Annotated in this window: 22 protein-coding genes; 20 read left to right on the plus strand and 2 right to left on the minus strand. The window is 56.0% G+C overall.

Annotated features, from left to right (window positions below):
- Window positions 1-35 precede the first annotated feature (35 nt).
- From NUV55_RS05295 to NUV55_RS05315, 5 genes are all read left to right on the plus strand, one after another.
- Window positions 36-1,238 carry a branched-chain amino acid ABC transporter substrate-binding protein gene (locus tag NUV55_RS05295; protein WP_296671008.1) on the plus strand — a complete coding sequence of 401 codons (1,203 nt, stop codon included), beginning with the start codon at window positions 36-38 and terminating at the stop codon, window positions 1,236-1,238.
- Window positions 1,239-1,361: 123 nt separating this feature from the next.
- Window positions 1,362-2,291, plus strand: a complete 930-nt coding sequence (locus NUV55_RS05300) for a branched-chain amino acid ABC transporter permease (protein WP_296671009.1) — start codon at window positions 1,362-1,364, stop codon at window positions 2,289-2,291.
- 120 nt (window positions 2,292-2,411) lie between these two features.
- The gene (locus NUV55_RS05305) at window positions 2,412-3,533 is read left to right on the plus strand and encodes a high-affinity branched-chain amino acid ABC transporter permease LivM (protein ID WP_296671011.1); all 1,122 of its coding nucleotides are present in this window, start codon (window positions 2,412-2,414) and stop codon (window positions 3,531-3,533) included.
- On the plus strand, window positions 3,517-4,320 hold the full coding sequence (locus tag NUV55_RS05310) for an ABC transporter ATP-binding protein (RefSeq protein ID WP_296671012.1): 804 nt from the start codon (window positions 3,517-3,519) through the stop codon (window positions 4,318-4,320). Before NUV55_RS05305 ends, NUV55_RS05310 begins: the two co-directional genes overlap by 17 nt.
- Complete coding sequence (locus NUV55_RS05315; RefSeq protein WP_296671014.1) at window positions 4,317-5,027, plus strand: ABC transporter ATP-binding protein; 711 nt, start codon at window positions 4,317-4,319, stop codon at window positions 5,025-5,027. The genes NUV55_RS05310 and NUV55_RS05315 overlap by 4 nt, the downstream gene beginning before the upstream one ends.
- A 10-nt stretch (window positions 5,028-5,037) precedes the next feature.
- On the opposite strand, the gene NUV55_RS05320 is transcribed toward NUV55_RS05315, so the two are convergent.
- Both NUV55_RS05320 and map read right to left on the minus strand, forming a co-directional pair.
- A complete protein-coding gene (locus tag NUV55_RS05320) occupies window positions 5,038-7,728 on the minus strand; it encodes a [protein-PII] uridylyltransferase (protein WP_296671015.1) in 2,691 nt (896 codons plus the stop codon).
- Between the two features lie 36 nt (window positions 7,729-7,764).
- Complete coding sequence (map, locus tag NUV55_RS05325; RefSeq protein ID WP_296671017.1) at window positions 7,765-8,532, minus strand: type I methionyl aminopeptidase; 768 nt, start codon at window positions 8,530-8,532, stop codon at window positions 7,765-7,767.
- Between the two features lie 253 nt (window positions 8,533-8,785).
- Between map and rpsB the strand changes: the two genes are divergently transcribed.
- From rpsB to rnhB, 15 genes are all read left to right on the plus strand, one after another.
- On the plus strand, window positions 8,786-9,709 hold the full coding sequence (gene rpsB / locus NUV55_RS05330) for a 30S ribosomal protein S2 (RefSeq protein ID WP_367280354.1): 924 nt from the start codon (window positions 8,786-8,788) through the stop codon (window positions 9,707-9,709).
- An 86-nt stretch (window positions 9,710-9,795) separates the two neighbouring features.
- The gene (gene tsf / locus NUV55_RS05335) at window positions 9,796-10,683 is read left to right on the plus strand and encodes a translation elongation factor Ts (protein WP_296671018.1); all 888 of its coding nucleotides are present in this window, start codon (window positions 9,796-9,798) and stop codon (window positions 10,681-10,683) included.
- Window positions 10,684-10,686: 3 nt separating this feature from the next.
- Window positions 10,687-11,418 (plus strand): UMP kinase, encoded by a 732-nt coding sequence (gene pyrH / locus NUV55_RS05340; protein WP_296671020.1) that lies wholly within the window; start codon window positions 10,687-10,689, stop codon window positions 11,416-11,418.
- A 2-nt stretch (window positions 11,419-11,420) separates the two neighbouring features.
- Window positions 11,421-11,987, plus strand: coding sequence for a ribosome recycling factor (gene frr, locus NUV55_RS05345; RefSeq protein WP_296671022.1), 567 nt, complete (start codon window positions 11,421-11,423; stop codon window positions 11,985-11,987).
- A 116-nt stretch (window positions 11,988-12,103) separates the two neighbouring features.
- A complete protein-coding gene (gene uppS, locus NUV55_RS05350) occupies window positions 12,104-12,880 on the plus strand; it encodes a polyprenyl diphosphate synthase (protein ID WP_296671024.1) in 777 nt (258 codons plus the stop codon).
- Window positions 12,849-13,700 (plus strand): phosphatidate cytidylyltransferase, encoded by an 852-nt coding sequence (locus NUV55_RS05355; protein WP_296671025.1) that lies wholly within the window; start codon window positions 12,849-12,851, stop codon window positions 13,698-13,700. The genes uppS and NUV55_RS05355 overlap by 32 nt, the downstream gene beginning before the upstream one ends.
- A gap of 6 nt (window positions 13,701-13,706) precedes the next feature.
- Window positions 13,707-14,957 (plus strand): 1-deoxy-D-xylulose-5-phosphate reductoisomerase, encoded by a 1,251-nt coding sequence (gene ispC / locus NUV55_RS05360; protein WP_296671027.1) that lies wholly within the window; start codon window positions 13,707-13,709, stop codon window positions 14,955-14,957.
- Entirely contained in the window at window positions 14,954-16,315 is a 1,362-nt protein-coding gene (gene rseP, locus NUV55_RS05365) for an RIP metalloprotease RseP (protein WP_296671029.1), read from the plus strand. The genes ispC and rseP overlap by 4 nt, the downstream gene beginning before the upstream one ends.
- 40 nt (window positions 16,316-16,355) lie before the next feature.
- A complete protein-coding gene (bamA, locus tag NUV55_RS05370) occupies window positions 16,356-18,647 on the plus strand; it encodes an outer membrane protein assembly factor BamA (protein WP_296671031.1) in 2,292 nt (763 codons plus the stop codon).
- A 73-nt stretch (window positions 18,648-18,720) separates the two neighbouring features.
- Window positions 18,721-19,176: an OmpH family outer membrane protein gene (locus NUV55_RS05375; RefSeq protein ID WP_296671033.1), complete on the plus strand. Its 456-nt coding sequence runs from the start codon at window positions 18,721-18,723 to the stop codon at window positions 19,174-19,176.
- 142 nt (window positions 19,177-19,318) lie between these two features.
- Window positions 19,319-20,356: a UDP-3-O-(3-hydroxymyristoyl)glucosamine N-acyltransferase gene (gene lpxD, locus NUV55_RS05380; RefSeq protein WP_296671035.1), complete on the plus strand. Its 1,038-nt coding sequence runs from the start codon at window positions 19,319-19,321 to the stop codon at window positions 20,354-20,356.
- Between the two features lie 5 nt (window positions 20,357-20,361).
- Complete coding sequence (gene fabZ / locus NUV55_RS05385) at window positions 20,362-20,796, plus strand: 3-hydroxyacyl-ACP dehydratase FabZ (protein ID WP_296671043.1); 435 nt, start codon at window positions 20,362-20,364, stop codon at window positions 20,794-20,796.
- Window positions 20,797-21,567: an acyl-ACP--UDP-N-acetylglucosamine O-acyltransferase gene (gene lpxA, locus NUV55_RS05390; protein WP_296671037.1), complete on the plus strand. Its 771-nt coding sequence runs from the start codon at window positions 20,797-20,799 to the stop codon at window positions 21,565-21,567.
- 3 nt (window positions 21,568-21,570) lie between these two features.
- Window positions 21,571-22,740, plus strand: a complete 1,170-nt coding sequence (lpxB, locus tag NUV55_RS05395) for a lipid-A-disaccharide synthase (protein ID WP_296671039.1) — start codon at window positions 21,571-21,573, stop codon at window positions 22,738-22,740.
- A gap of 25 nt (window positions 22,741-22,765) precedes the next feature.
- Window positions 22,766-23,371, plus strand: a complete 606-nt coding sequence (gene rnhB / locus NUV55_RS05400) for a ribonuclease HII (RefSeq protein ID WP_296671040.1) — start codon at window positions 22,766-22,768, stop codon at window positions 23,369-23,371.
- The last annotated feature ends 120 nt before the right edge of the window (window positions 23,372-23,491 follow it).

Raw genomic sequence — 23,491 nt, forward strand, 5'->3', positions numbered from 1 at the left:
ACGGCTGTTTCCAAAAAATACCAAGGAGATATTTCATGAATGGATCCCCATTGTCGAAATGGACGCTTTGCCTGGTTGCCGTGGGGTTGAGTCTTGGCGCCTGCGGCAAAAAAGAGGAATCAGCCACCGCGACCATGACGGGTGAATTAACGGTGCGGATCGGGCAGGTTTCGCCGCTCACCGGCCCGCAGGCCCATCTGGGGAAGGACAACGATAATGGCGCGCGTCTTGCCATCGATGAAATCAATGCGTCCGGCGTGACCTTGGGCGGTAAAAAAGTAAAATTTGTCCTCGTCAGCGAGGATGACCAAGCCGATCCCAAGTTCGCGACTATCGTGGCCGATAAGCTGATAGATCAAAAGGTAGCTGGCGTCATCGGCCATTTGAATTCTGGTACCAGTATCCCCGCTTCTAAAAGATATCACGAAGCCGGCATTCCGCAGATTTCGCCTTCCGCTACGGCCATCGCCTACACCGCCCAGGGATTCAAGACCGCTTTCCGGATCATGACCAACGACCGTCAGCAAGGAAAGGTGTTGGGCGAGTATGCCGTGAAGAAGCTTGGCGCGAAACGCATTGCCATCATCGACGACCGCACTGCTTATGGCCAGGGGCTGGCGGATGAGGTGGACAAGGCGGTTAAGGCCTCGGGTGGCGAGGTGATAGCACGTGAGTTCACGACCGATCGTTCCACGGATTTTCTCGCCATCCTCACTTCCATCAAGGCGAAGAAACCCGATCTGGTCTTCTATGGCGGCATGGATGCACAAGGCGCGCCGATGGTGAAGCAATTGCATTCGCTCGGTATCAAGGCGAAGTTCCTGGGTGGTGACGGCGTGCAAACCGCCGAGTTTCTCAAGCTGGCCGCGACCCAGGCCGAGAGCGTGACAGCCTCATCGCCCGGACTGCCGATCGAGAGCATGCCAGGCGGCAAGGAATTCAAACAGAAATTCACCGACCGGTTTGGAGCCATCCAAACCTATGCCCCCTATGCTTACGATGCCGCCATGACCATGGTGGACGCGATGAAAAAAGCGGATTCCGCCGTGCCCGCCAAATACCTGACTGAACTCCCGCGCGTCCAGCGTACCGGCGTCACTGGCAATATAAGCTTTGATGAAAAGGGCGATGTTCGTGGCGGGGCCATCACCCTGTATCAAGTCAAGGCAGGGAAATGGGAGGTTCTGGAAACTGTCATGGGGGATGCTGGCGCGGTACCCGCCGAACCGAAAAAATAAATCTCACCGCAAAGACGCAGAGAACGCAAAGCAAGCCAAGAATAATGAAAATAAGTTTTAACAATTGAAAACTTTTCTTTGCGTCCTTTGCGTCTTTGCGGTGAATTATTTAGTTAAGCCCTGATGGATATTCTCACCCAGCAGCTGATCAACGGCCTGGTACTCGGAAGCATCTATGCCTTGGTGGCGCTGGGTTACACCATGGTGTACGGCATCCTCGAACTCATCAACTTCGCGCATGGCGAGGTAACGATGTTCGGGGCGATGATATGTCTTGCCGTCATCGGCGCGCTGGCGGCTAATGGCGCTGAGACCAATGGACTTCTTATCGTAGCGCTCGGACTGCTGGCCGCCATTGCAGTTTGTATGGCCATAGGATTCCTGATTGAGCGCATCGCTTACCGCCCGCTGCGCCGCGCCCCCCGGCTGGCGGCCCTCATTACCGCCATCGGCATGTCGATCGTGCTGCAAAACGCGGCGATGCTGATCTGGGGCAAACAATACATCAGCTTCCCGCCGTTGCTTCCGCTGACGCGTTACGAAATCGGTGGCGCAGTCATCACCAACCTGCAGATTTTCATCATGATCCTTTCCTGCCTGCTGATGGCGGGTCTGTTGCTGCTCATCAAGCGGACGCGTCTGGGGCGCGCCATGCGTGCCACCGCCCAGGCGCAGGATATCGCCGGGCTCATGGGCATCAACGTCAATACCATCATCTCAGTCACGTTCGTGATCGGCGCGGCACTGGCGGCGGTCGCCGGCGTCATGGTCAGCGCCTATTATGGGCTGGCACATTACTTCATGGGCTTCACGCTCGGTCTCAAGGCCTTTACGGCGGCAGTGCTGGGCGGTATCGGCAATATCGCCGGTGCCATGCTGGGCGGTCTGTTGCTGGGCCTGATTGAAAGTTTTGGTGCGGGGTACATCGGGGCACTGACAGGAGGATTCCTCGGCAGCCATTATCAGGATGTCTTCGCCTTTTTTGTGCTGATTCTGGTGCTGGTCTTCCGTCCTTCCGGTTTGCTGGGTGAGCGTGTTGTGGAACGCGCCTGAATAAAAGAATATGAACCACGGGGGACACGGGGAAAAAGATGAAAGGAAAGATAGGATGCCCCTTTTTTCAGTGTTTTTCTCCCCGTGCTCCCCGTGGTTAAGTTTGTTTTTCGATTATTCATGATCAAACACTGGCAAAAATGGAAACACGACCGCCGAACGGCATGGATTGCCTATATCGCACTCGGCGTGGTGCTGCTGTTGCTGCCTTTCCTTACCGGAGGGACGCTCGGGCGTGGGTGGGTGCGTATCCTGGATTTCACGCTGTTATATATCATGCTCGCGCTGGGCCTCAATATTGTCGTGGGCTATGCCGGTCTGCTCGATCTCGGGTATATCGCGTTTTACGCCGTCGGCGCCTACGTTTACGCGTTGTTGGCCTCGCCTCATTTTGGATTGCATCTTCCCTTTTGGGCACTGTTGCCGATGGGCGCCGGGATAGCCGGCCTATTCGGAATACTGCTGGGAGCGCCGACCCTGCGCCTGCGCGGCGATTACCTGGCCATTGTGACGTTGGGTTTCGGTGAGATCATCCGGATTTTCCTGAACAACCTCAATGCACCCATCAATATCACGAACGGTCCACAAGGCGTCAATCTGATCGATCCGATAGCTTTTGGCGGTTTTTCATTCAGTCAGGCGCATACTTTTTTCGGGGTGAGCTTCCCCGGAATCTATGCTTATTACTACCTGTTTCTTGCGCTCGCACTTTTAATTATTTTTGTATCGCTGCGTCTGCAAAATTCCCGCATCGGCCGTGCCTGGGTGGCGATTCGTGAGGACGAAGTGGCTGCCGAGGCGATGGGCATCAACACGCGCAACATCAAGCTGCTGGCGTTTGCCATGGGCGCCTCATTTGCTGGCGTCAGCGGCGGTCTGTTTGCGGGTTTCCAGGGATTCATCAGTCCGGAAAGCTTCAACCTTTTCGAATCCATTATCGTTCTGTGCATGATCGTTCTGGGCGGCATGGGTAACATCGGTGGCGTCATCCTGGGCGCGGTTCTGCTGACCATATTCCCGGAAGCGCTGCGCTATATTGGGGACCTGCAAGATTACCTCTTCGGCCGTACGCTGGTGGACGCTGCCGACCTGCGCATGCTGATATTCGGCCTCGCGCTGGTTTTGATCATGATATTCCGTCCGGCCGGGCTCCTGCCGTCGGTACGTCGTCGTCAGGAATTTGGTTCCGACACCTCCGTGCTGGCGCAGGAACAGGCTTCGCTTTATGACACGCGGCGCTGAAATAAAACCTGAATTACATTCCGAGGCACTGCTCACGGTCAGTGGCGTCTCCAAGTATTTCGGTGGACTGGCGGCGCTGCTGGAGGTATCGCTGCATATCCGCGCCGGCGAAATTTACGGACTGATCGGACCGAATGGCGCCGGCAAGACAACTTTGTTCAATGTCCTGACCGGCCTGTACAAGGCCGACGCCGGAAGCATCAGTTTGCGTGGCGCCCGGATTTCCGGGCTTAAGCCAAATCAGGTGGTGATGCATGGTCTGGCGCGCACGTTTCAGAACATCCGCCTTTTTGCCAACATGACCGCGATTGAAAATGTGATGGTGGGACGGCATCTCCGTACGCACGCCGGTATTGTCGGTGCCGTCTGGCGGGATCGAACGACGCGCGCGGAGGAATCGGCGATTCTTGGGCGTGCTCGTGAATTGCTGGAATACGTCGGCATTATGAAACAGGCCTATTTACCGGCAAAACATCTTTCTTACGGCGACCAGCGAAGACTCGAAATTGCGCGCTCCCTGGCCACTGACCCGGTATTGCTGGCGCTCGATGAACCGGCTGCCGGCATGAATCCCAATGAAACCGCCAAACTTCAGAATCTTTTGCAGAAAATTCGTGACGATGGTGTGACCCTGCTGCTGATTGAGCATGACGTGAAACTCGTCATGGGCTTGTGCGACCGTATTGCCGTGCTCGATTATGGTAAAAAAATTGCCGAGGGTATTCCAGCCGATGTGAAATCCGACCCGCGCGTCATTGAGGCCTATCTTGGCGCGGGGGCGGTGTGAGCTCCCTTGAGACGCGTGGGCTGGAGGTTTCCTACGGTGGTATCCGGGCCGTCAAAGGTATCGATCTGATGGTGCGCCGCAACGAGCTTGTCTGCCTGATCGGTGCCAACGGCGCGGGCAAGACCACGACACTCAAAGCCTTGTGTGGAATGATTCCTTCCAGCCGTGGTGAAATTCTGTACGAAGATACTCCCATTACCGGCCGGCCTTCGTATGAGTTGGTGCGCCGCGGAATATCCATGGTGCCGGAAGGACGAGGCATATTTGGTCGATTAACGCTGGAGGAGAATCTGAAGATTGGCGCCTACACGCGTGACGATGCCGCTGCCATTCGCGCAGATATGGATCGTCTCTATGAGTTATTTCCTCGCTTGGCCGAGCGACGCACACAGCAGGCCGGGACGCTTTCCGGAGGAGAGCAACAAATGCTGGCCATCGGCCGTGCACTGATGTGTCGGCCAAAGCTGCTGTTACTGGATGAACCCAGCATGGGCTTGGCGCCCATGCTGGTGCAGAAAATATTCGAGACCATTCGACGAATCGCGGAAGAGGGCATGACGTTATTGTTGGTGGAGCAGAACGCCAAACTGGCGCTCGAGGTCAGCCATCGGGGTTATGTCATGGAAAGCGGGAATATCGTACTTTCGGATTCGGCGGAGGCACTGCTCAAGAATTCCAGAATACAGGAATGCTATCTCGGCGGTTGACCGGCCAGAATCAGATCTCCACGGAACGCACCAGAGCTGGAGTTGTCGCGGGCCCCAGACGCCGGACTATTTCATCTTCAAGACACTTCAGCTGCGCCGAGTCGGTAAGCGGCTGCCGCTCGTGACTGTTAATGAAGAAAATATCCTCGGCCCGTTCGCCGTAGGTCGCCACCTTGGCGGCCATCAGGTTCACCCGGCATTGTTTGAGTGCCAGCGCCACCTGATAGAGCAGTCCCTGACGGTCCTGCGCGGTCACTTCCATGATGGTGAGCTGGCCCTTCGGCGAAGGGCTGAACAGGACACGCGTTTCAATCGGAAAGTGCTTCAGTTGGCGTTGCAGGCCCGCTGATTGCATCTCCCGACCCGGTTGCGGATGCAGGAGCTGGTCATGCATTGCCTTTTGCAGTTGCGACAGCGCGCGGGTATCGCTCACCGGTTGTTCATTGTGGTCGAGTACCACAAAGGTATCGAGCGCGAAACCGTTGCGCAGCGTGTGAATACGCGCATCCATGATTGACAGGTTCAGACGGTCAAAGCCGGCTGTGATGACCGCAAACAGGTCGTCGCCATCCGGCGTGTAGATTAAAAACTCGCTGCCGCCGAGATCGGGCGTGTACCGCGTGGCCACAACCGGCAGGTCCCTGGCGGATGATTTGGCGATGATCTGGGCGTGCCAGGCGAGGCTGTCCACGTCGTAAGGAAGAAAATATTCCTCGTCCAGGTCCTGCCAGAAGCGGGTGATGGCGGTTTCCGATATTCCGGCCGGACGCAGTTTCTCCAGCGTGGATTTGCGCAGGTCGGCAATATGTTCTTCGACATCAATCGGCCGGGCGATGCCGCGCAGCAGGAGTCTTGTGGTGGCGCTGTAGAGTTGTGACAGCAGCCGGCCCTTCCAGGCATTCCAGACAGTTGGGCTGGTACCGCGCATGTCGGCGACTGTAAGAAGATACATGTTGTCCAGATGCTCCTGGTCGCCCATCATCTGCGCAAAGCGCATGACCACGTCGGGATCAGAGATGTCCTCGCGCTGAGCCGTGGCTGACATCTGCAGGTGATGTCGAACCAGCCAGCAAACGAAAAGTGTGTCGTAATCGCTCAGATTGTGCAGGCGACAGAAGGCCTCGGCCTCCTTTTCTCCCAGCTGGGAATGATCACCGCCGCGTCCTTTGGCGATGTCATGATACAGGCCGCCCAGATACAAGCGCTCGGGCTTGACCAGTTTCTGAATGAGTTCGCTGGCCAACGGAAATTCTTCGTGAAATTCCGGCAAGTTAAAACGGCGCAGATTGCGTACAACCATGAGCGAGTGTGCATCGACCGTGTATACATGGAAAAGGTCATGCTGCATTTGCCCCACGATACGTCCGAAGGCGGGGAGATAAGCACCCAGCACGCCGTAGGCGTTCATGCGTCGCAGCTCGTGCGTTATGCCTTGCGGCTGGCGCATGATCTCCATGAACAGACTGCGACAGGCGAGGTCCTTGCGGAACTTGTTGTCAATACGGTGGAGGTTCGCGCGCACCATACGGATGGTGTCGGCACGCACGCCCTTAAGTTCGGGGTGTTGCTGCATAAGCAGGAACATCTCGATCAGCGCGAACGGCGCACGTTCGAATACCCGAGGGTGCGTCACTTCCAGAAAGCCGAGATGTGACTGAAAGCGGCGATTAATAGGCCGGATTTTTATGCGCCCACGTGCCAGGATGACTTCCTCGAAGTGTTGCAACAGGATTTCGTTGAGGAGGGTCAATTCCTTGACGGTCCGGTAGTAACGTTTCATGAATTGTTCGACGGCGAGGAAGCCGGGGCGATCGGCGTAACCGAAGTGCTTGGCCAGTTCGCGTTGATGATCGAACAGCAGCCGGTCCTCGCGCCGTCCGGCGAGATAATGCAGGCCGGCACGCACGTGCCACAGGAAATTTCTGCCGCGGATCAGCGTGCGATATTCCTCTTCGTTCAGAAAACCGCGTCCGACCAGATCGTGCAAGGAGGCGGTGTCGAAGTGGCGCTGGGTTACCCACGAGATCATGTGAATGTCTCGTAAACCACCCGGGCTGTCCTTGATGTTCGGCTCCAGGTTGTAGGCGGTATCGTGGAAGTGATGATGCCGGAGTATTTGCTCGTTGTGTTTGGCAGCGAAAAACTTTCGGCTCGGCCATATTTTCGAGGCATGTGTCACGGCACGCATTTTCCGGAACAACTCCTCATCGCCCTCCAGCAAGCGCGCTTCCATGAGATTTGTCGCCACGGTGATGTCATCTTTGGCCTCTCGCACGCAATCCTTCAGCGTGCGTACGCTGTGGCCGACCTCGAGCCCCATGTCCCAGAAGAAACGGATCAGGGCTTCGACGAAGGGCTTGGCCTTGACTGGTTTTTCCTTATCGAGCAGCACCATGAGGTCGATGTCCGAGACAGGATGCAGTTCGCCTCGCCCATAACCGCCTACGGCCACCAGGGCAACGCGAAAACCGGTTGGCAGCAAGGTTAGGTGCTGTTTCCAGGCACGCATGATGAGTTGATCGACGAATTTGGCGTGCGCGGTAACCAGAAGTGTGGCGCCGCTGTTTTCGAAAAAGCGTTTTTTGAGATTCGCGCGCCCGGCTTGCAACGCGGCGCGAAAGAGGGGAAGCGGTTTATCGCTGTCGGCCAGTGACTGGTCGAACTCGCGGCTGTGGAACAGGCTATCCCGTGCGCTGGCCACGAAGGACTCAGTGTCCCGCTGCCGGGCTGGAGACGTTCATAGGCTGTCTCCGGGAACGAGCGTGAGTACTTCGTAGCCTGTGTCCGTGACCAGCACGGTGTGTTCCCATTGTGCGGATAGCGAATGGTCGCGCGTGACCACGGTCCAGTTGTCGGGCAGAAGTTTTACTTCTTTCCTGCCGGCATTGATCATGGGTTCAATGGTAAAGGTCATGCCGGGCTCCAGCGCCATTCCTGTTTCCGGCTGCCCGTAGTGCAACACCTGTGGATCTTCGTGGAATTCGCGCCCGATACCGTGCCCACAATATTCGCGCACGATCGAGAATCCATGCGCTTCAGCGTGCTGCTGAATGGCGTGGCCGATATCACCGAGACGTGTTCCCCGCTGAACCATTTCTATGCCCTTCACCATGCATTCGTGCGTGATCTGCACCAGGCGCCTGGCCTGCACGGAAGGCTCGCCCACAAAAAACATTTTGCTGGTGTCACCGTGATAGCCGTCCTTGATGACGGTAATGTCGATGTTAACAATGTCGCCTTTTTTGAGTATTTTGTCGCCCGGGATGCCATGACATACCTGGTGATTCACCGAGGTACAGATGGAGCGCGGGAAGCCCTTGTAGTTGAGTGGTGCCGGGACCGCATGCTGCACGTTGACGATGTAATCGTGGCAGAGCTGGTCGAGCTCGCCGGTCGTGATTCCCGCCTGAACGTGCGGTCGTATCATGCGCAGCACCTCGGCGGCGAGACGGCCGGCGACGCGCATTTTTTCGATTTCTGCGGGGGTTTTGATGGTGACGGGCATAGGTGCTTTGCAGCCGGCGTATTGTCCGGGAATAACGCTGTTTTAAAAAGCCCTTTTATGGATGGTCTTTCATCCAAACCCATGAAAACATTGTCGTAATAGGCTTGCTGTGGTATAAAGCCGCCCGCAGTACAACCTAAACCCTAAACCCACACGCGGCACCGTCACATGTATCCGGGTGTCTGGACGTTTCCCACGGGATCGGCCGGATTGATACATGGGGTCCGCGGCGGAAAAACCCGAAGGAGATATCATGAGCAATGTCACCATGCGCCAGATGCTGGAGGCCGGCGTGCATTTCGGCCACCAGACACGATTCTGGCACCCCAAGATGCGCCCCTATATTTTCGGCGAGCGCAACCGTATCCACATCATCAACCTGGAAAAGACCCTGCCGCTGTTCAACGAGGCGATGGGGTACCTGACCAAGCTCGCCGGTAACGGTGGCACCATCATGTTTGTCGGCACCAAGCGTCAGGCGACCGACATCATCGGTGAGGAGGCGGCCCGCTGTGGCAGCCCCTATGTGAACCATCGCTGGCTGGGCGGGATGCTGACCAATTACCGCACCGTGAAAAAATCCATCGAGCGTCTGAAAATGCTCGAATCGATACTGGCGGACGACACCAGCCGCCTGAAACTTTCTAAAAAGGAATTACTCGATCTCGATCGCGAGCGCGTCAAGCTTGAAAAGAGTCTGGGCGGTATCAAGGAAATGTCCGGACTGCCTGACGCTGTATTCGTTGTCGATGTGGGTCACGAATACATAGCCGTTTCTGAAGCGAAGAAGCTGAACATTCCCGTTGTGGGAGTGGTCGATTCCAACTGCAAGCCCGATGGCGTGGACTATGTCATCCCCGGAAACGATGACGCCCTTCGCGCCATCCAGCTTTACGCTCGCGCGGCGGCGGACGCCATTCTCGTCGGTCGTGAGCAGCATCAGGTGGCGATTGTGTCGGGTGACGATGAGTTCGTCGAAGTGAAAGAAGAACCGGCCAAGATCAAGATTGTCGCCAAGAAAAAGGTGGCAGCTCCGCAAGAAGTCGCGACGGAAGAGGTGACAACGGTTGAAGCCGTTGAAAAACCGGCGGTCAAACCGAAGCGCGTCGTGCGTGCCAAGCCCAAAAGCGGAGGGCACACGAAAAAAGAGGACCTCCCTGGCAAGCAGGACGAATAATTGACATGACGACTTCAAGGGGGCAATGCCCCCTTGATTTTATGTCGGTGGCGCTGGTCGCCGACAATGCAAGACGAGGATAAGGTATGAGTATTTCAGCACAACAAGTAAAAGAACTTCGTGAGCGTACCGGGTTGGGCATGATGGAATGCAAGGCCGCGCTTTCCGAGTCGAATGGGGACATGGAAGCCGCGGCCGATCTGCTGCGCAAGCGTGCGGGAGCCAAGGTTGAAAAGAAATCCGGGCGCATTGCTGCCGATGGCGCTATCGGTATTCATGTGAGCCCCGATCGCAAGACTGCCGCCATGGTTGAGGTAAATTGTGAAACCGATTTCGTCGCCAAAGGCGAAGAATTCATCTCCTTTGGCGTGGCTGTCGCTGCGCGTGTGGCCTCCAGTCATCCGGCGGATGTGGAGGCGCTTTACAAGCTTCCGCTCCAGGACGGCGCATCGACCGCTATCTCCCAGTCGCGCGAGGGCATGGTGATGAAGCTGGGCGAGAAAATCAATGTTCGGCGCTTTGAGAGGTTAACGACGGACAAGGGCCATATCGGCAGCTATGTCCACGGGCGCAAGATTGGCGTGCTGGTGGTGATGGACGGTGGCGATGATGCGCTTGCCAGGGACATCGCCATGCATGTCGCTGCCAGCCGACCCGAATATGTTTCCAAGGATCAGGTGCCGGCCGCGGCCATCGCCAAGGAAAAGGAGATATTCACCGAGCAGGCCAGCAGCAGCGGCAAGCCGGCGGACATCGTTGAAAAAATGGTCTTGGGACGGATCAACAAGTATTTCAATGAAATCACCCTGCTGGGACAACCCTTCGTGAAGGATCCGGACACCACGGTCGATAAACTGCTCAAGTCCAAAGGGGCGATCGTGAAGAGTTTCATGCGCTATGAAGTCGGCGAAGGCCTGGAGAAACGGTCGGACAATTTCGCCGCCGAAGTGATGGCGACAGTCAAAGGAGCATAGGCTTTGACGAGCGCATCCGGGGTCCCCGCCTACCGCCGCGTGCTCCTCAAGCTCTCCGGCGAGGCGCTGATGGGTTCCGATGCCTACGGGATCAATCGCGAAGTGCTGGCGCGCGTCGCCTCCGAAATCAAAGCGGTTGTCGCCACCGGTATTCAGCTCGCCATCGTAATTGGTGGTGGTAATATTTTTCGGGGTATTGCTCCCTCGGCTCAAGGCATGGACCGGGCCTCAGCCGATTACATGGGCATGCTCGCCACCGTGATCAATTCACTGGCTATGCAGGACGCGCTGGATAAGGCGGAAGTTCCCGTGCGCGTACAGTCGGCCCTGCGGGTCGACCAGGTGGTGGAACCCTACGTGCGCCGCCGTGCGATACGGCATCTCGAGCAGGGGCGCGTGGTGATCTTCGCGGCCGGTACCGGCAATCCTTTCTTCACCACCGACACCGCGGCAACGCTGCGCGGCATGGAAATTGGCGCGGATATCGTGCTCAAGGCTACCAAGGTGGACGGCGTGTACGATCGCGATCCGGTAAAGCACGCCGACGCCAGACGTTTCGAAACCATCAGCTATGACGAGGTTTTGGACCAGCGGCTGGGCGTGATGGACGCCGCCTCGATTGCCTTGTGTCGCGAGCAGAATTTGCAAGTACGGGTGTTCAGCATTCATAAGGCCGGCAATCTGATGCGGGTTTGCCGGGGAGAAAATATCGGCACACTGGTAAAAGGAGCTTAGCCATGACGCAATCGGTGGATAGCATTAAAAAGGACGCGGAGACGCGTATGGCGAAGTCGGTGGAGACGCTGAAGAACGATTTGGGAAAGATCCGTACCGGCCGGGCCCATCCTGGACTGCTCGAGAACGTGCGCGTGGATTACTACGGCAACAAGGCGCCCCTGAACCAGGTGGCCAACGTCTCAGCCGCGGATGCCCGCACCCTGACGGTGACGCCTTACGACAAGGGCCAGGCCGCGGCGATCGAAAAGGCCATCCGCGAATCCGATCTGGGCCTGAACCCCATGTCGACGGGCGGCGTTATCCGCGTGCCTCTGCCGGCGTTGACCGAGGAACGGCGCAAGGAACTCTCCAAGCACGCGCGTGCCGAAGGCGAGAACACCAAGGTAGCCATTCGCAATGTCCGTCGCGATTCCAACCAGCATCTTAAGGACGCCCTGAAGAAAAAGCTTATCACCGAGGACGATGACAAGCGCGCGGAAGAGGCGGTGCAGAAGTTCACGGACCGTTTTATCGGCGAGGTGGACAAGCTGGTGACGGACAAGGAAAAGGACATCATGCAGGTGTAAATGATTATCTCACCGCAAAGGCGCAAAGAGCGCAAAGATTTTCCTTAATTATGCTTTTCTTCGCGTTCTTTGCGCCTTTGCGGTGAAAAAAAGTATTTTAGAAAACGACTCTACGAATGGATAAGACCGGCAATAACGACACGGCGGCGAAGCTGGCGGCGCAATCCGATACCCCGCGTCACGTGGCGGTCATCATGGACGGCAACGGTCGCTGGGCCAAGAGTCGTGGATTACCGCGCATTGCCGGCCACCGCAAGGGCGTCGAGCGCGTGCGCGACATGGTGTCGGACTGTGTAGAAAAAGGAATCAAGCACCTCACGCTTTTTGCTTTTAGCAGTGAGAATTGGCGCCGCCCGCCGCAGGAAGTCCAGCTGCTCATGGATCTGTTCCTGAATGCGCTGGAGAACGAGATCAAGAAGCTGCACAAAAATAATGTCCGTTTCCGTGTCATCGGCGATAGCGCGCGTTTTGGCGAGAAAATCACCTCGCGCATCCAACAGTCGGAAATTCTGACGCGGGACAATCAGGCGCTGGTGCTTACGATTGCCGCCAATTACGGTGGGCGCTGGGACATCGCCCAAGCGTGCGCGCAACTGGCAAGCCGCGCCGTACGCGGTGAGATCGATCCCGCCACTATCACAGAAGCGAGCATCGAACCCTTCCTCAGTTTGGCCGGAGTTCCGGAGCCAGATCTTTTTATTCGCACCGGAGGCGAGCAGCGCATCAGCAATTTTCTATTGTGGCAGCTTGCCTACTCCGAGATGTATTTCACACCGGTCCTGTGGCCGGATTTCGATCGCGCACAATTCGAGCAGGCGCTAGCCTCGTATGCCGGGCGCCAGCGTCGTTTCGGTCTGACCGGTGATCAGATCGAAGCTGCGCGTCATGCTTAAGCAGCGCATACTGACAGCCATTATTCTCGTCCCGCTGCTGGTGGCGGCGCTGTTCACTCTCTCCATTTCGTGGATTACCCTGATATTCGCTGTCTTCGTGGCGGCTGCAGCGTGGGAGTGGGCCGGATTATCCGGCCTGAGGCGCTTCTCTGCCAAGATCGCGTATGTGACCTGCCTTTTGCTGTTTGGTGCGTTGGGGATGAATGTCATACAGCTCCAGGATGAACTGATCGTTTCACTCCTGGCTGCGGCGGTGTTGTGGTGGCTGTGGGCGTCAATTGAACTCATTAGCCGACCGAATGCTGCCAAAGGAATGTTCGAGACGCTGGCCGGCCGGCTTGTTGGTGGCTTTCTGGTTCTTGTCCCCTTGTGGATTGCATCGATTCATCTGCTGGCGACAGATGTGGATAAACCGCGGATGCTGTTGTTTCTGTTTGTGCTCGTGTGGGTGGCGGATACCGCCGCCTATTTCGCCGGTTCGCTTATGGGCAGAACCAAACTTGCCCCGCATATCAGCCCCGGCAAGACGGTGGAAGGTGTGGCGGGAGGCGTGCTGGGTGTCGTGTTGCTGGCCTGGCTTTGTGGGACAATGCTATGGCAATTCGAGGGAGCGTTGCTGGCAATGTGGACGGGATTGGCGGCCTTGACGGCGTTATTTTCGGTGGTCGGTGACCTGACGGAAAGCAAGCTCAAGCGTATTGCTGGCGTCAAGGACAGCGGCAAGCTGCTCCCGGGTCATGGCGGTGTGCTGGACCGTATAGATGCCCTGACTGCCGCGGCGCCGGTCTTCGCGCTCGGCGCGATTCTTCTGTTGAAGTAATGATACATGACCATCACGGATAAAAATTCCTCCATGGAAAGGCATGAACATAATATCCGCGGTGTAACCATTCTGGGATCCACCGGCTCCATAGGGATCAATACGCTTGATGTGCTCGCGCGTCATTCCGCAAAATATCGCATTGTCGCGCTGACCGCCAACACTCAAGTCGACCGTCTTTTCGAACAGTGCCGGCGTATCCTCCCGCGCATAGCGGTCATGCTTGATCCTCGTGCCGCTGCCCAGTTGAAGGGGAAAATTAAGCAGGCAGGACTCGATATCGATGTGCTATCCGGCGTGGACGGTCTGAACGCGGTGGCGACACATACCGAGGTGCACATTGTTGTCGCGGCCATTGTAGGCGCCGCTGGTTTGCTGCCCACACTGACTGCCGTACGGGCAGGGAAGCGTGTGCTTCTGGCAAACAAGGAACCGCTGGTGATGTCAGGCCATGTCTTTATCGAGGAAGCGCAACGCTACGGTGCCGAACTGTTGCCGGTAGACAGCGAACACAACGCGATTTTCCAGTGCATGCCGGGCGGTTTCCGCGCCGGCGTCCCGGCAGCCTCTGTGCGGCGCATTTTCCTGACCTGCTCGGGCGGGCCTTTCCGCTCCACGCCGCCCGAAGCGCTCGCCACGGTGACGCCAGAACAGGCCTGCGCCCACCCCAATTGGGTCATGGGACGCAAGATTTCCGTGGATTCCGCGACCTTGATGAACAAGGGCCTTGAGCTGATCGAGGCCTGTTGGCTGTTCGGCGTGACACCCGATCAAGTGGAGATAGTCATACACCCCCAGAGCGTGATTCATTCGTTGGTCGAGTATGTCGATGGTTCGGTGCTGGCGCAGTTGGGAAATCCGGATATGCGCACCCCGATCGCACATGCCTTGGCCTGGCCGGAGCGTATTGAATCCGGCGTGAAAAGCCTAAACCTGCTTGAAGTGGCGCATCTGGATTTCAGCGCCCCGGATCTGGAACATTTTCCGTGCCTGCGGCTGGCGTATGAAGCGGCGCGCGGTGGCGGCACCATGCCGGCGATTTTGAATGCGGCCAATGAAGTGGCGGTACAAGCCTTCCTGGACCGGCGCATCGGATTTACCGAGATCCCCCGCGTGATCGCGCATACACTATCGAACCTGCCGGCCAGCCATGAAACTCATCTCGATGCCGTGTTGTCTCATGACAAGTCAGCACGCGAGATGGCAGGCAGTTTCATCCTGGCGCGAGAACCTCGCGTAGGGCAGGGAGTTTTATGATGGATTTACTTTATTATGCCGCCGCTTTTGTGGTGGCGCTTGGCATCCTGATCACGGTGCACGAATTTGGCCATTTCTGGGTCGCGCGTCGTCTGGGGGTCAAGGTGCTGCGTTTTTCCGTCGGCTTTGGAAAGCCATTGTGGTCGCGCCACGTGGGGAAAGACAACATGGAGCTGGCCATCGGGGCATTTCCGTTGGGTGGTTATGTGAAGATGCTGGATGAGGCCGAAGGGGAAGTGCCGGCTTCGGAGATGCATCGGGCTTTCAACCGACAGCACGTCTGGAAGCGCATGGCCATCGTGACGGCGGGCCCCTTGTTCAATTTTCTATTTGCCATCCTGGCCTACTGGGCGGTCTATATGGTTGGTGTGGATGGTATCCAGCCGGTGGTCGGTAAGGTTGTCGAAGGCTCTATCGCGCAGCAGGCCGGGTTTCAGGCCGGAGACACGATTGTCAGCATTGACGGGAAAGAGGTGCAGAGCTGGGACCATCGTCGCCTGTATGTGTTTCAGCGGGCACTGGATCGCGCACGGATGATGTTTGAAGTTCGCGACACTCGAGGAGAAATAAAACGCCTTGAGCTGGATCTCTCGAACTTTCCCGTCCAGCAAGTGAATTCCTCGCTGTTCGAGCGGGGCATCGGTCTGATCGGATATTTTCCGGAGGCCCAGCCGGTTATAGGTGCGATTGAACCGGGGCCCGCCATGCGCGCAGGAATGGAAATCGGTGATCGTCTGGTGGAAGTCAGCTCCCAGCCCGTGCGCACCTGGGAGGAATTGGTTGCTCTGGTCAGCCGTAACCCCGGCAATTCCATTCACGTTGTTGTAGAACGCGATGGAAAGCGACTTGATTTTGACGTCATACCCCATGCTGTCGAGCAAGGGAGCGAAACGATTGGGCGTATTGGCATCCGCCCCAGATTCAGCGAGATACCCGATGATATGCGGGTCAAGGTGCGTTTTGACCCCATGCCGGCATTGGCAGAAGGAATTGGCAATACCTGGAGGATGTCGGTGCTCACGCTTGAGATGCTCTACCGCATGCTCAAACTCGAGGTGTCCGCGCGCAACATCAGCGGACCGATCACCATCGCGCAGTATGCCGGTTATTCCGCCAAGGTTGGTATCGAGCAGTTTGTGCTGTTCCTGGCGGTCATCAGCATCAGTCTGGGGGTGTTAAATCTGTTGCCCATTCCGGTGCTCGATGGCGGACACTTAATGTATTACATTATCGAAGCGGTGAAAGGCAGCCCGCTTCCCGAAAGCGTCATGGTCTGGGGACAGCAGATAGGGGTGGCTTTGCTCGTCGGCCTGATGGTGCTGGCCTTTTATAATGATTTGACCCGGATTTTCCTCTAAACGATTGCCGCTTGCCAGAATCCAGAATATTTCATTACGAATGAAAAGATTTTTTGCGGCATTTCTCCTTGGTCTTGTTTGTGTGTCCGTCAGCCAGGCGATGGAGTCCTTTGTCATCAAGGACATTCGCGTGGAAGGATTGCAGCGTATTTCGGCGGGTACCGTATTCAATTATCTTCCGGTCAAGATCGGCGACTCGTTAACCGAGAAGAAATCCCAGGATGCCGTGCGTGCTTTGTTCAAGACAGGTTTTTTCCGGGACGTGCATCTGGAACGTGATCGTGATGTTCTGATCGTGAACGTGGTAGAGCGCCCCTCGATCGCCGGCATCAAAATTGCCGGTACCAAGGAAATGTCGGAAGAAGACCTGAAAAAGGGCTTGAAGGAAGTGGGCTTGGCTGAAGGCCGCGTGTTCAACAAGTCGCTGCTGGATCGGGTGGAACAGGAGCTGCGACAGCAGTATTTCAGCCGCGGGTACTACGCGGTCAGCATTTTGCCGACGGTAACGCCGCTTGAACGCAACCGCGTGGATATCAATATCGAGGTGGCGGAAGGCAAGGTGGCGCGCATCCGTGAGATCAACCTTGTGGGTAGCCAGCTCTTTCCCGACAAGAAACTGCTGAAGCTTTTCACTCTCGGCCCCAAGCCCTGGTATGCCTTTTTTTCCAGCCGTGACAAATACTCGAAACAGAAACTGGCTGGCGATCTGGAGCGGTTGCGCAATTTCTATCAGGACCAGGGATTTCTTGAGTTCAATATCGATTCCACCCAGGTGGCCATTACGCAGGACAAGGAAGAGATTTATATCACGGTCAACCTCACGGAGGGCAAGAAATATACCGTGACCGGTTACAAGCTGGCCGGAACTTTCGTGATTCCTGAGAGTGAGCTGAATAGCCTGATTGCCATCAAGCCGGGCAGCGTTTTCTCTCGCAAGGAAGTCACGGAAACTACCAAGAAAATGTCCGATCGGCTGGCCAACGACGGTTATGCCTTTGCCAACGTGAATGCCATACCTGACGTGGACAAAGACAAGTCGGAAGTATCTTTTACTTTTTTTGTCGATCCAGGGCGGCGTATTTACGTGCGGCGTGTCAATTTTTCCGGCAATGTCGCATCTCGCGACGATGTGTTGCGTCGCGAGATGCGACAGCACGAGGGTGGGTGGTACAACGCCGAGAAAATCCAGCGTTCGCGTGTGCGCCTTCAGCGCCTCGGTTTCTTCGATGATGTGAACGTGGAAACGCCGACAGTGGCCGGGGTGGCAGATCAGGTAGACGTCAATGTCAATGTCAAGGAGCGCCCCACCGGCAATCTTCTGCTGGGCGTCGGTTATTCGGACAGCGACGGTCTGCTGTTGAATGCCAGCATTACCCAGAGCAACCTGTTCGGTACCGGCAAGGAGCTCGGTGTCAGTTTCGACAACTCAGCCTCTACGACCAATTTCAATATTCGTTATACCAATCCCTATTACACCAAGGACGGCGTTAGTCGCGGTTTCAATATTTTTTCCAGCACAATCGACGCTGCCGTTGCCGATACGGCAGCCTATTCTGCCGACAGCCAAGGAGTGGGCATATTCTTCGGTATTCCTTTGAGCGAGGACAACAATATCAATGTTGGCGCTGACGTTGAACGGATTGATCTCCATACCAACACCAGCAGTGCCCAGATAGCGCAGGATTTTGTAGCCAAATACGGTTCCTCCAACACAGTTCTGAAGACAACGGTGGGCTGGTCGCATGACACTCTGGACAGCCTGCTGCTGCCTACTTCCGGCAGTTTGCAAAAACTAAGCGCCGAAATCGCCGTGCCGGGCACCGACATCGAGTACTACAAGCTGACCTATCTTGCCGGTCGATACTGGTCGATCAGTGACAGTTTTACGTTCAAAATGAAGGGTGAGCTTGGGTACGGCAACAGCTACGGTAGTACCGATGCGTTACCTTTTTACAAGAATTTCTATGCGGGCGGCAGCAGTACCGTACGCGGCTTCAAATCGCGTTCACTGGGTCCTAGAGACAGCTTGCCGCCGAATGACCCCATCGGCGGCAACCGGCGGGTGCTGGTGAACGCGGAATTGCTGTTCCCGTTGCCTGGCACATCCAGCGATAATAAGTCCATGCGGCTCAGCCTTTTCACCGACGGGGGCATGGTTTACGGCCCGGGCGAGAAGGTTGAGCTCGGCCAGTTGCGCTATTCGGCCGGTTTGGCGTTTAATTGGTTCTCGCCTGTCGGGCCGCTCAGCTTCAGCTATGCGATTCCCCTGAACGATAAGCCGGGCGATCGGACGGAATCGTTCCAGTTCACGTTGGGCGTGCCGCTGCGATAATTATCAGGAGGTTGTTTTGCACATCAGAAACATTGTATTCAGGACAGTTGCATATGTGCTTGGCGCATGCATCATGCCGGTTTCAGCTCTGTCGGCTGATCTCAAGATCGGATATGTCAACGCCGTCAAGGTTATCGAGGAGGCTCCGCAGGGAGAAGCTGCGCTCAAGAAACTCGAGGCTGAATTTGCGCCGCGCGACAAGCAGATAGTGGAGACGCAGAACAAACTCAAGCAATTGGAGCAGGAGCTGGAAAAGAACGCACTGGTGCTGAAGGATACCGAACACCGCTCCAAGGAATTCGAGATCGTTTCACTAAAACGCGATCTGCGTCGCACCACACAGGAATTCCGCGAGGATTACAATCTGAGACGCAACGAGGAACTGGCCGCACTTCAGAAAATCGTGCAAAAGACGATTGCGGAAATCGCCAAATTGGAAAATTACGATCTCATTCTGGAAAGTGCTGTTTACGCCGGCCCCAAGGCGGACATTACCGACAAGATCCTCAAAAAGCTCGGGAAGAAATAATTCGAAGAAGTAATGATTTAATATGATCATCTACCGCAGAGAGCGCAGAGCACGCAGAGAAAGAACGTGAAAATGAACTGTAAATTCTCTGCGATCTCTGCGTCCTCTGCGGTGAAAACTCATATTTCAGAGATACCCTGAAATGGCCGTCACTCTCGCAGAGCTGGCACGGCGCTTCCAGGGCAGAGTGCGGGGAAATCCTGAACTCGTTATCGAGCGCGTGGCGCCGCTGGAGAGCGCCGGCCCACAAGACATTGCCTACCTCAGCGACAAGAAATATTTTCCGGTGCTTGCGAATACGGCGGCCGGTGTGGTGATATTGAGCGAATCTGATGCTTCAGAATATGGCGGGTGCGCGCTGATCGTCACTGACCCGCATTTGTGTTTCGCGCGCATAGCGCAATGGCTGCATCCATATCCGGTATTCACGCCGGGAACGCACCCGACGGCAGTTATCAATTCTGATTCGCGTATCGCCAAAACGGCATGGGTTGGACCGCATTCCGTGGTTGAGGACGGTGTTGAGATTGGTGATGATGTGTACGTCGGGCCGGGATGTTTCATCGGAAATCACGTGACCATTGGCGCACGTAGCCGGCTTGTCGGCCATGTGTCCATCGGCGACCGATGTTCGATCGGCGAAGATTGCCTGCTTCACCCTGGGGCGGTGATTGGTAGCGACGGTTTTGGTTACGCCAGAAATGGTGAACAGTGGCAGAAGGTGCCGCAACTCGGTCGCGTGATCATCGGGAGCAACGTGGAGATTGGCGCCAATACCACCATCGATCGGGGTGCCTTGAATGATACGGTCATCGGCAACGGCGTGAAGCTGGATAACCAGATTCAGATTGCCCACAATGTGCACATCGGTGATAACACCGCCATCGCCGCGTGCGTAGGCATCGCGGGCAGTACCAGGATCGGCAAGCGTTGCACGCTCGGCGGACAGGCGGGTATTACCGGGCATCTGGATATCGCAGATGACGTGCACATTACGGCGGGGTCCCTGGTGACCAGCTCGATAAAACAGGCAGGCGCCTATTCATCCAGCCTCAAGGCCGAGCCGGCGGAAAAATGGCGCCGGAATGCAGCCCGGTTGCACCATCTTGACGAGATGGCGCGAAGACTGACCAAGCTGGAAGAAAAATTGCAACAGCAATCCGAGGAGCATGAAAATTGAACTCAATGGATATCCATGAAGTACTTAAATACCTTCCTCATCGTTATCCGTTTCTGCTCATCGATCGCGTGCTGTCATATACGAAGGATGAATCAATCACCGCGATTAAAAACGTGACCATCAACGAACCCTTCTTTCAGGGCCACTTTCCCAACCGTCCCGTGATGCCGGGCGTATTGATCGTCGAGGCCATGGCCCAGTCATGTGCCATACTTTCATTCAAGAGCATGGACGCCCTGCCCAAGGAGAATTCCATCTTTTATTTTGTCGGCATCGACAATGCGCGCTTCAAGCGTCCGGTGGAGCCGGGGGACCAGCTTCGGTTCACGTCAAAAATAAAGCGGAAAGTAAAGGGAATCTGGATGTTCGAGAGCAGCGCCCACGTGGGCGACGATTTATGTTGCAGTGCTGATTTGATGTGTACCTACAAGGAAGCCTAATTGATCCATCCCCTGGCCAATGTTGATCCGGGCGCCAAGATAGGAAAAGACGTTCAGATCGGCGCATTCAGCATCATTGGCGCTGGTGTGGAGATTGGCAACGCGACCTGGATTGGCCCCCATGTCGTGATTAACGGACCGACACGCATTGGCGAAAATAACCGGATCTACCAGTTTTCATCACTGGGGGAGGCCCCACAGCATCAGGGTTACCACGGAGAACCCACGTGGCTTGAGATCGGCGATCGCAATATTATCCGGGAATACTGCACGTTAAATCGCGGGACAGTGGGTGGCGGCGGGGTTACCCGGCTGGGACATGACAATTTTATTATGGCGTATTGTCACGTGGCACATGATTGCCAGGTTGGGAACCTTACGATTTTTGCCAATGGCACCAGTCTTGCCGGTCATGTCAGGGTGGAAGATCAGGTAATTTTCGGCGGGTTCACGATGGTCCACCAATTCTGCCGTGTTGGTGCGCATGTCATGACGGGCATCAGTACGGTGACCTTCAAGGACATCCCGCCATATCTTCTGGTGGCGGGCAATACCGCCGTTCCTCACGGACTCAACGTGCGCGGACTGAAGCGACGGAATTTTTCCGAACAGTCTATTGAATCCCTTCGCCAGGCCTATAAGCTGGTCTACAAAACCGGGTTGCGGCTCAATGAGGCAACCGAAAAGTTGGCACAGATGGCCGGCATGAGCGCCGAAGTCAGATACTTTCTCGATTTCATCAAGAAGTCAGAACGCGGTATTGTTCGCTAAGTCGTGGCATCAAGGTCCGCGATTAGAATCGGAATTGTCGCCGGGGAGGCTTCTGGCGATATATTGGGGGCCGGACTGATACGCGAAATCAAGAAACGGCTTCCGGCAGCCTCCTTCGAAGGTATTGGCGGACCGCAAATGCAGGCGATGGGTTGCCGCAGTCTTTTCCCCATGGACCGGCTTTCCATCATCGGATTCGAGGGTCTGGACAAATATCCTGAAATTCTCGGTATACGAAACAAGCTTGCCGATCATTTTCTATCGCGTCCGCCGGATCTGTTTATTGGCATTGATGTCCCTGATTTTAATCTGGGCCTGGAGGAGAGGCTAAAGTCCGCCGGTATTCCGACGGTGCACTATGTCAGCCCCACCGTGTGGGCCTGGCGCGGTTACCGCATCAGGAAAATTCGGCGCGCTGTCGACCATATGCTGGCCTTGTTTCCGTTCGAGGCCAGTTATTATCGCAAGCATCACGTTCCGGTGACTTATGTGGGCCATCCTCTGGCAGATGAGATTGGAGAAAAATCCAATGCGGCTGCCATGCGCCGTGCGCTTCATCTGCCTGTCAAAGGTGTCGTGATTGCCTTATTGCCCGGGAGCCGCGACAGTGAGCTTAAGCGACATGCCGACCTGTTTGTAAAAACAGCATTATGGCTTCATAAGCGCCATTCAAATATTCATTTTGTTGCACCGTTTGTGAGCCCCGCAACGAGAGCCATTTTTGAAGAAGCGTTGTACCGGCAGGGCGCATGGTTTCTCCCTGTGACCATCGTGGCCAATCAGTCACGCGATGCCATGGCGGCCGCGGACATTGTGTTGCTGGCCTCCGGTACGGCTACCCTCGAAGCCGCATTGCTTAAAAAACCGATGGTGGTCACCTATAAAATGTCCTGGTTGTCTTATCTCCTGGTGCAGCCGTTTCTGCATGTGAAATTGTATGCCTTGCCCAATATTCTGGCGGGCCGCAAAATCGTGCCTGAACTGATGCAACGTGAGGCGACCCCGGAAAAACTAGGAGATGCCGTAGAGGACTTTCTGATACACCGAGACAAGACTCGGGCATTGCGTGCAGCGCTATCCGGTATTCATCGCTCCTTGCGCCGACATGCTGACGCACGTGCGGCGGAGGCAGTGATCCGGTTGCTGAAATCTCGGAAAGATCAGGCCAAATAAGCTTCTTTCATGGCGAAATGCTGACATGTCGTCCAGTTCCAGCTCACTAAAGTTTGTAGCGGGTGTGGATGAGGTGGGGCGCGGACCCCTTGCCGGGCCGGTCGTCGCGGCGGCTGTGATTCTCGATATAGCCAGGCCCATTGACGGCTTGGCCGACTCCAAGACATTGAGTGCTCGCCGCCGCGAGGAGCTTTCAGCCCTGATCAAGACGCATTCGCTTTGCTGGGCATTGGGCAGGGCGGAGGTAGAGGAGATCGACCGGCTGAATATTTTGCAGGCCAGCCTCTTGGCCATGCAGCGGGCCGTTATGGCGCTTGCGATACAGCCGGAGCTGGTATTGGTGGACGGCAACCAGGCGCCCAAACTGGTTTATCCCGTGACGACTATTATTCGGGGAGACGCTACTGAACCATCCATTTCTGCTGCTTCAATTTTGGCCAAGGTCGTGCGTGATGCGGAGATGTGTGATTTGGACGAGCTTTATCCTGGGTATGGTTTTTCATTACACAAGGGTTACCCCACCCGGGCTCATATTGATGCACTTCAGAAGCAGGGTGTCAGCCCTGTCCACCGGCGCAGTTTTGGGCCGGTCAGACAGGTATTGGCCGCATCCCTGGCGGCGAGCTCCTGATTCAACGCGACTGGCTAGGTGGATGTAACTCCATGTAAACAAGAGGAAATGATGTGCTGTAATAGAGCCTGTCTCAAAATTAAACTCCCTTCCCCTTGATGGGGGGGGGGGGGGGGGGGG

This window comes from Sulfuricaulis sp. (genome assembly GCF_024653915.1).
Lineage (GTDB): Bacteria > Pseudomonadota > Gammaproteobacteria > Acidiferrobacterales > Sulfurifustaceae > Sulfuricaulis.

Coding starts and splice junctions, on each gene's coding strand:
- NUV55_RS05295 (WP_296671008.1), top strand. CDS start 36: ATGAATGGATCCCCATTGTCGAAATGGACGCTTTGCCTGGTTGCCGTG.
- NUV55_RS05300 (WP_296671009.1), top strand. CDS start 1,362: ATGGATATTCTCACCCAGCAGCTGATCAACGGCCTGGTACTCGGAAGC.
- NUV55_RS05305 (WP_296671011.1), top strand. CDS start 2,412: ATGATCAAACACTGGCAAAAATGGAAACACGACCGCCGAACGGCATGG.
- NUV55_RS05310 (WP_296671012.1), top strand. CDS start 3,517: ATGACACGCGGCGCTGAAATAAAACCTGAATTACATTCCGAGGCACTG.
- map (WP_296671017.1), bottom strand. CDS start 8,532: ATGCCCGTCACCATCAAAACCCCCGCAGAAATCGAAAAAATGCGCGTC.
- rpsB (WP_367280354.1), top strand. CDS start 8,786: ATGAGCAATGTCACCATGCGCCAGATGCTGGAGGCCGGCGTGCATTTC.
- tsf (WP_296671018.1), top strand. CDS start 9,796: ATGAGTATTTCAGCACAACAAGTAAAAGAACTTCGTGAGCGTACCGGG.
- frr (WP_296671022.1), top strand. CDS start 11,421: ATGACGCAATCGGTGGATAGCATTAAAAAGGACGCGGAGACGCGTATG.
- uppS (WP_296671024.1), top strand. CDS start 12,104: ATGGATAAGACCGGCAATAACGACACGGCGGCGAAGCTGGCGGCGCAA.
- ispC (WP_296671027.1), top strand. CDS start 13,707: ATGACCATCACGGATAAAAATTCCTCCATGGAAAGGCATGAACATAAT.
- rseP (WP_296671029.1), top strand. CDS start 14,954: ATGATGGATTTACTTTATTATGCCGCCGCTTTTGTGGTGGCGCTTGGC.
- bamA (WP_296671031.1), top strand. CDS start 16,356: ATGAAAAGATTTTTTGCGGCATTTCTCCTTGGTCTTGTTTGTGTGTCC.
- NUV55_RS05375 (WP_296671033.1), top strand. CDS start 18,721: ATGCCGGTTTCAGCTCTGTCGGCTGATCTCAAGATCGGATATGTCAAC.
- lpxD (WP_296671035.1), top strand. CDS start 19,319: ATGGCCGTCACTCTCGCAGAGCTGGCACGGCGCTTCCAGGGCAGAGTG.
- fabZ (WP_296671043.1), top strand. CDS start 20,362: ATGGATATCCATGAAGTACTTAAATACCTTCCTCATCGTTATCCGTTT.
- rnhB (WP_296671040.1), top strand. CDS start 22,766: ATGTCGTCCAGTTCCAGCTCACTAAAGTTTGTAGCGGGTGTGGATGAG.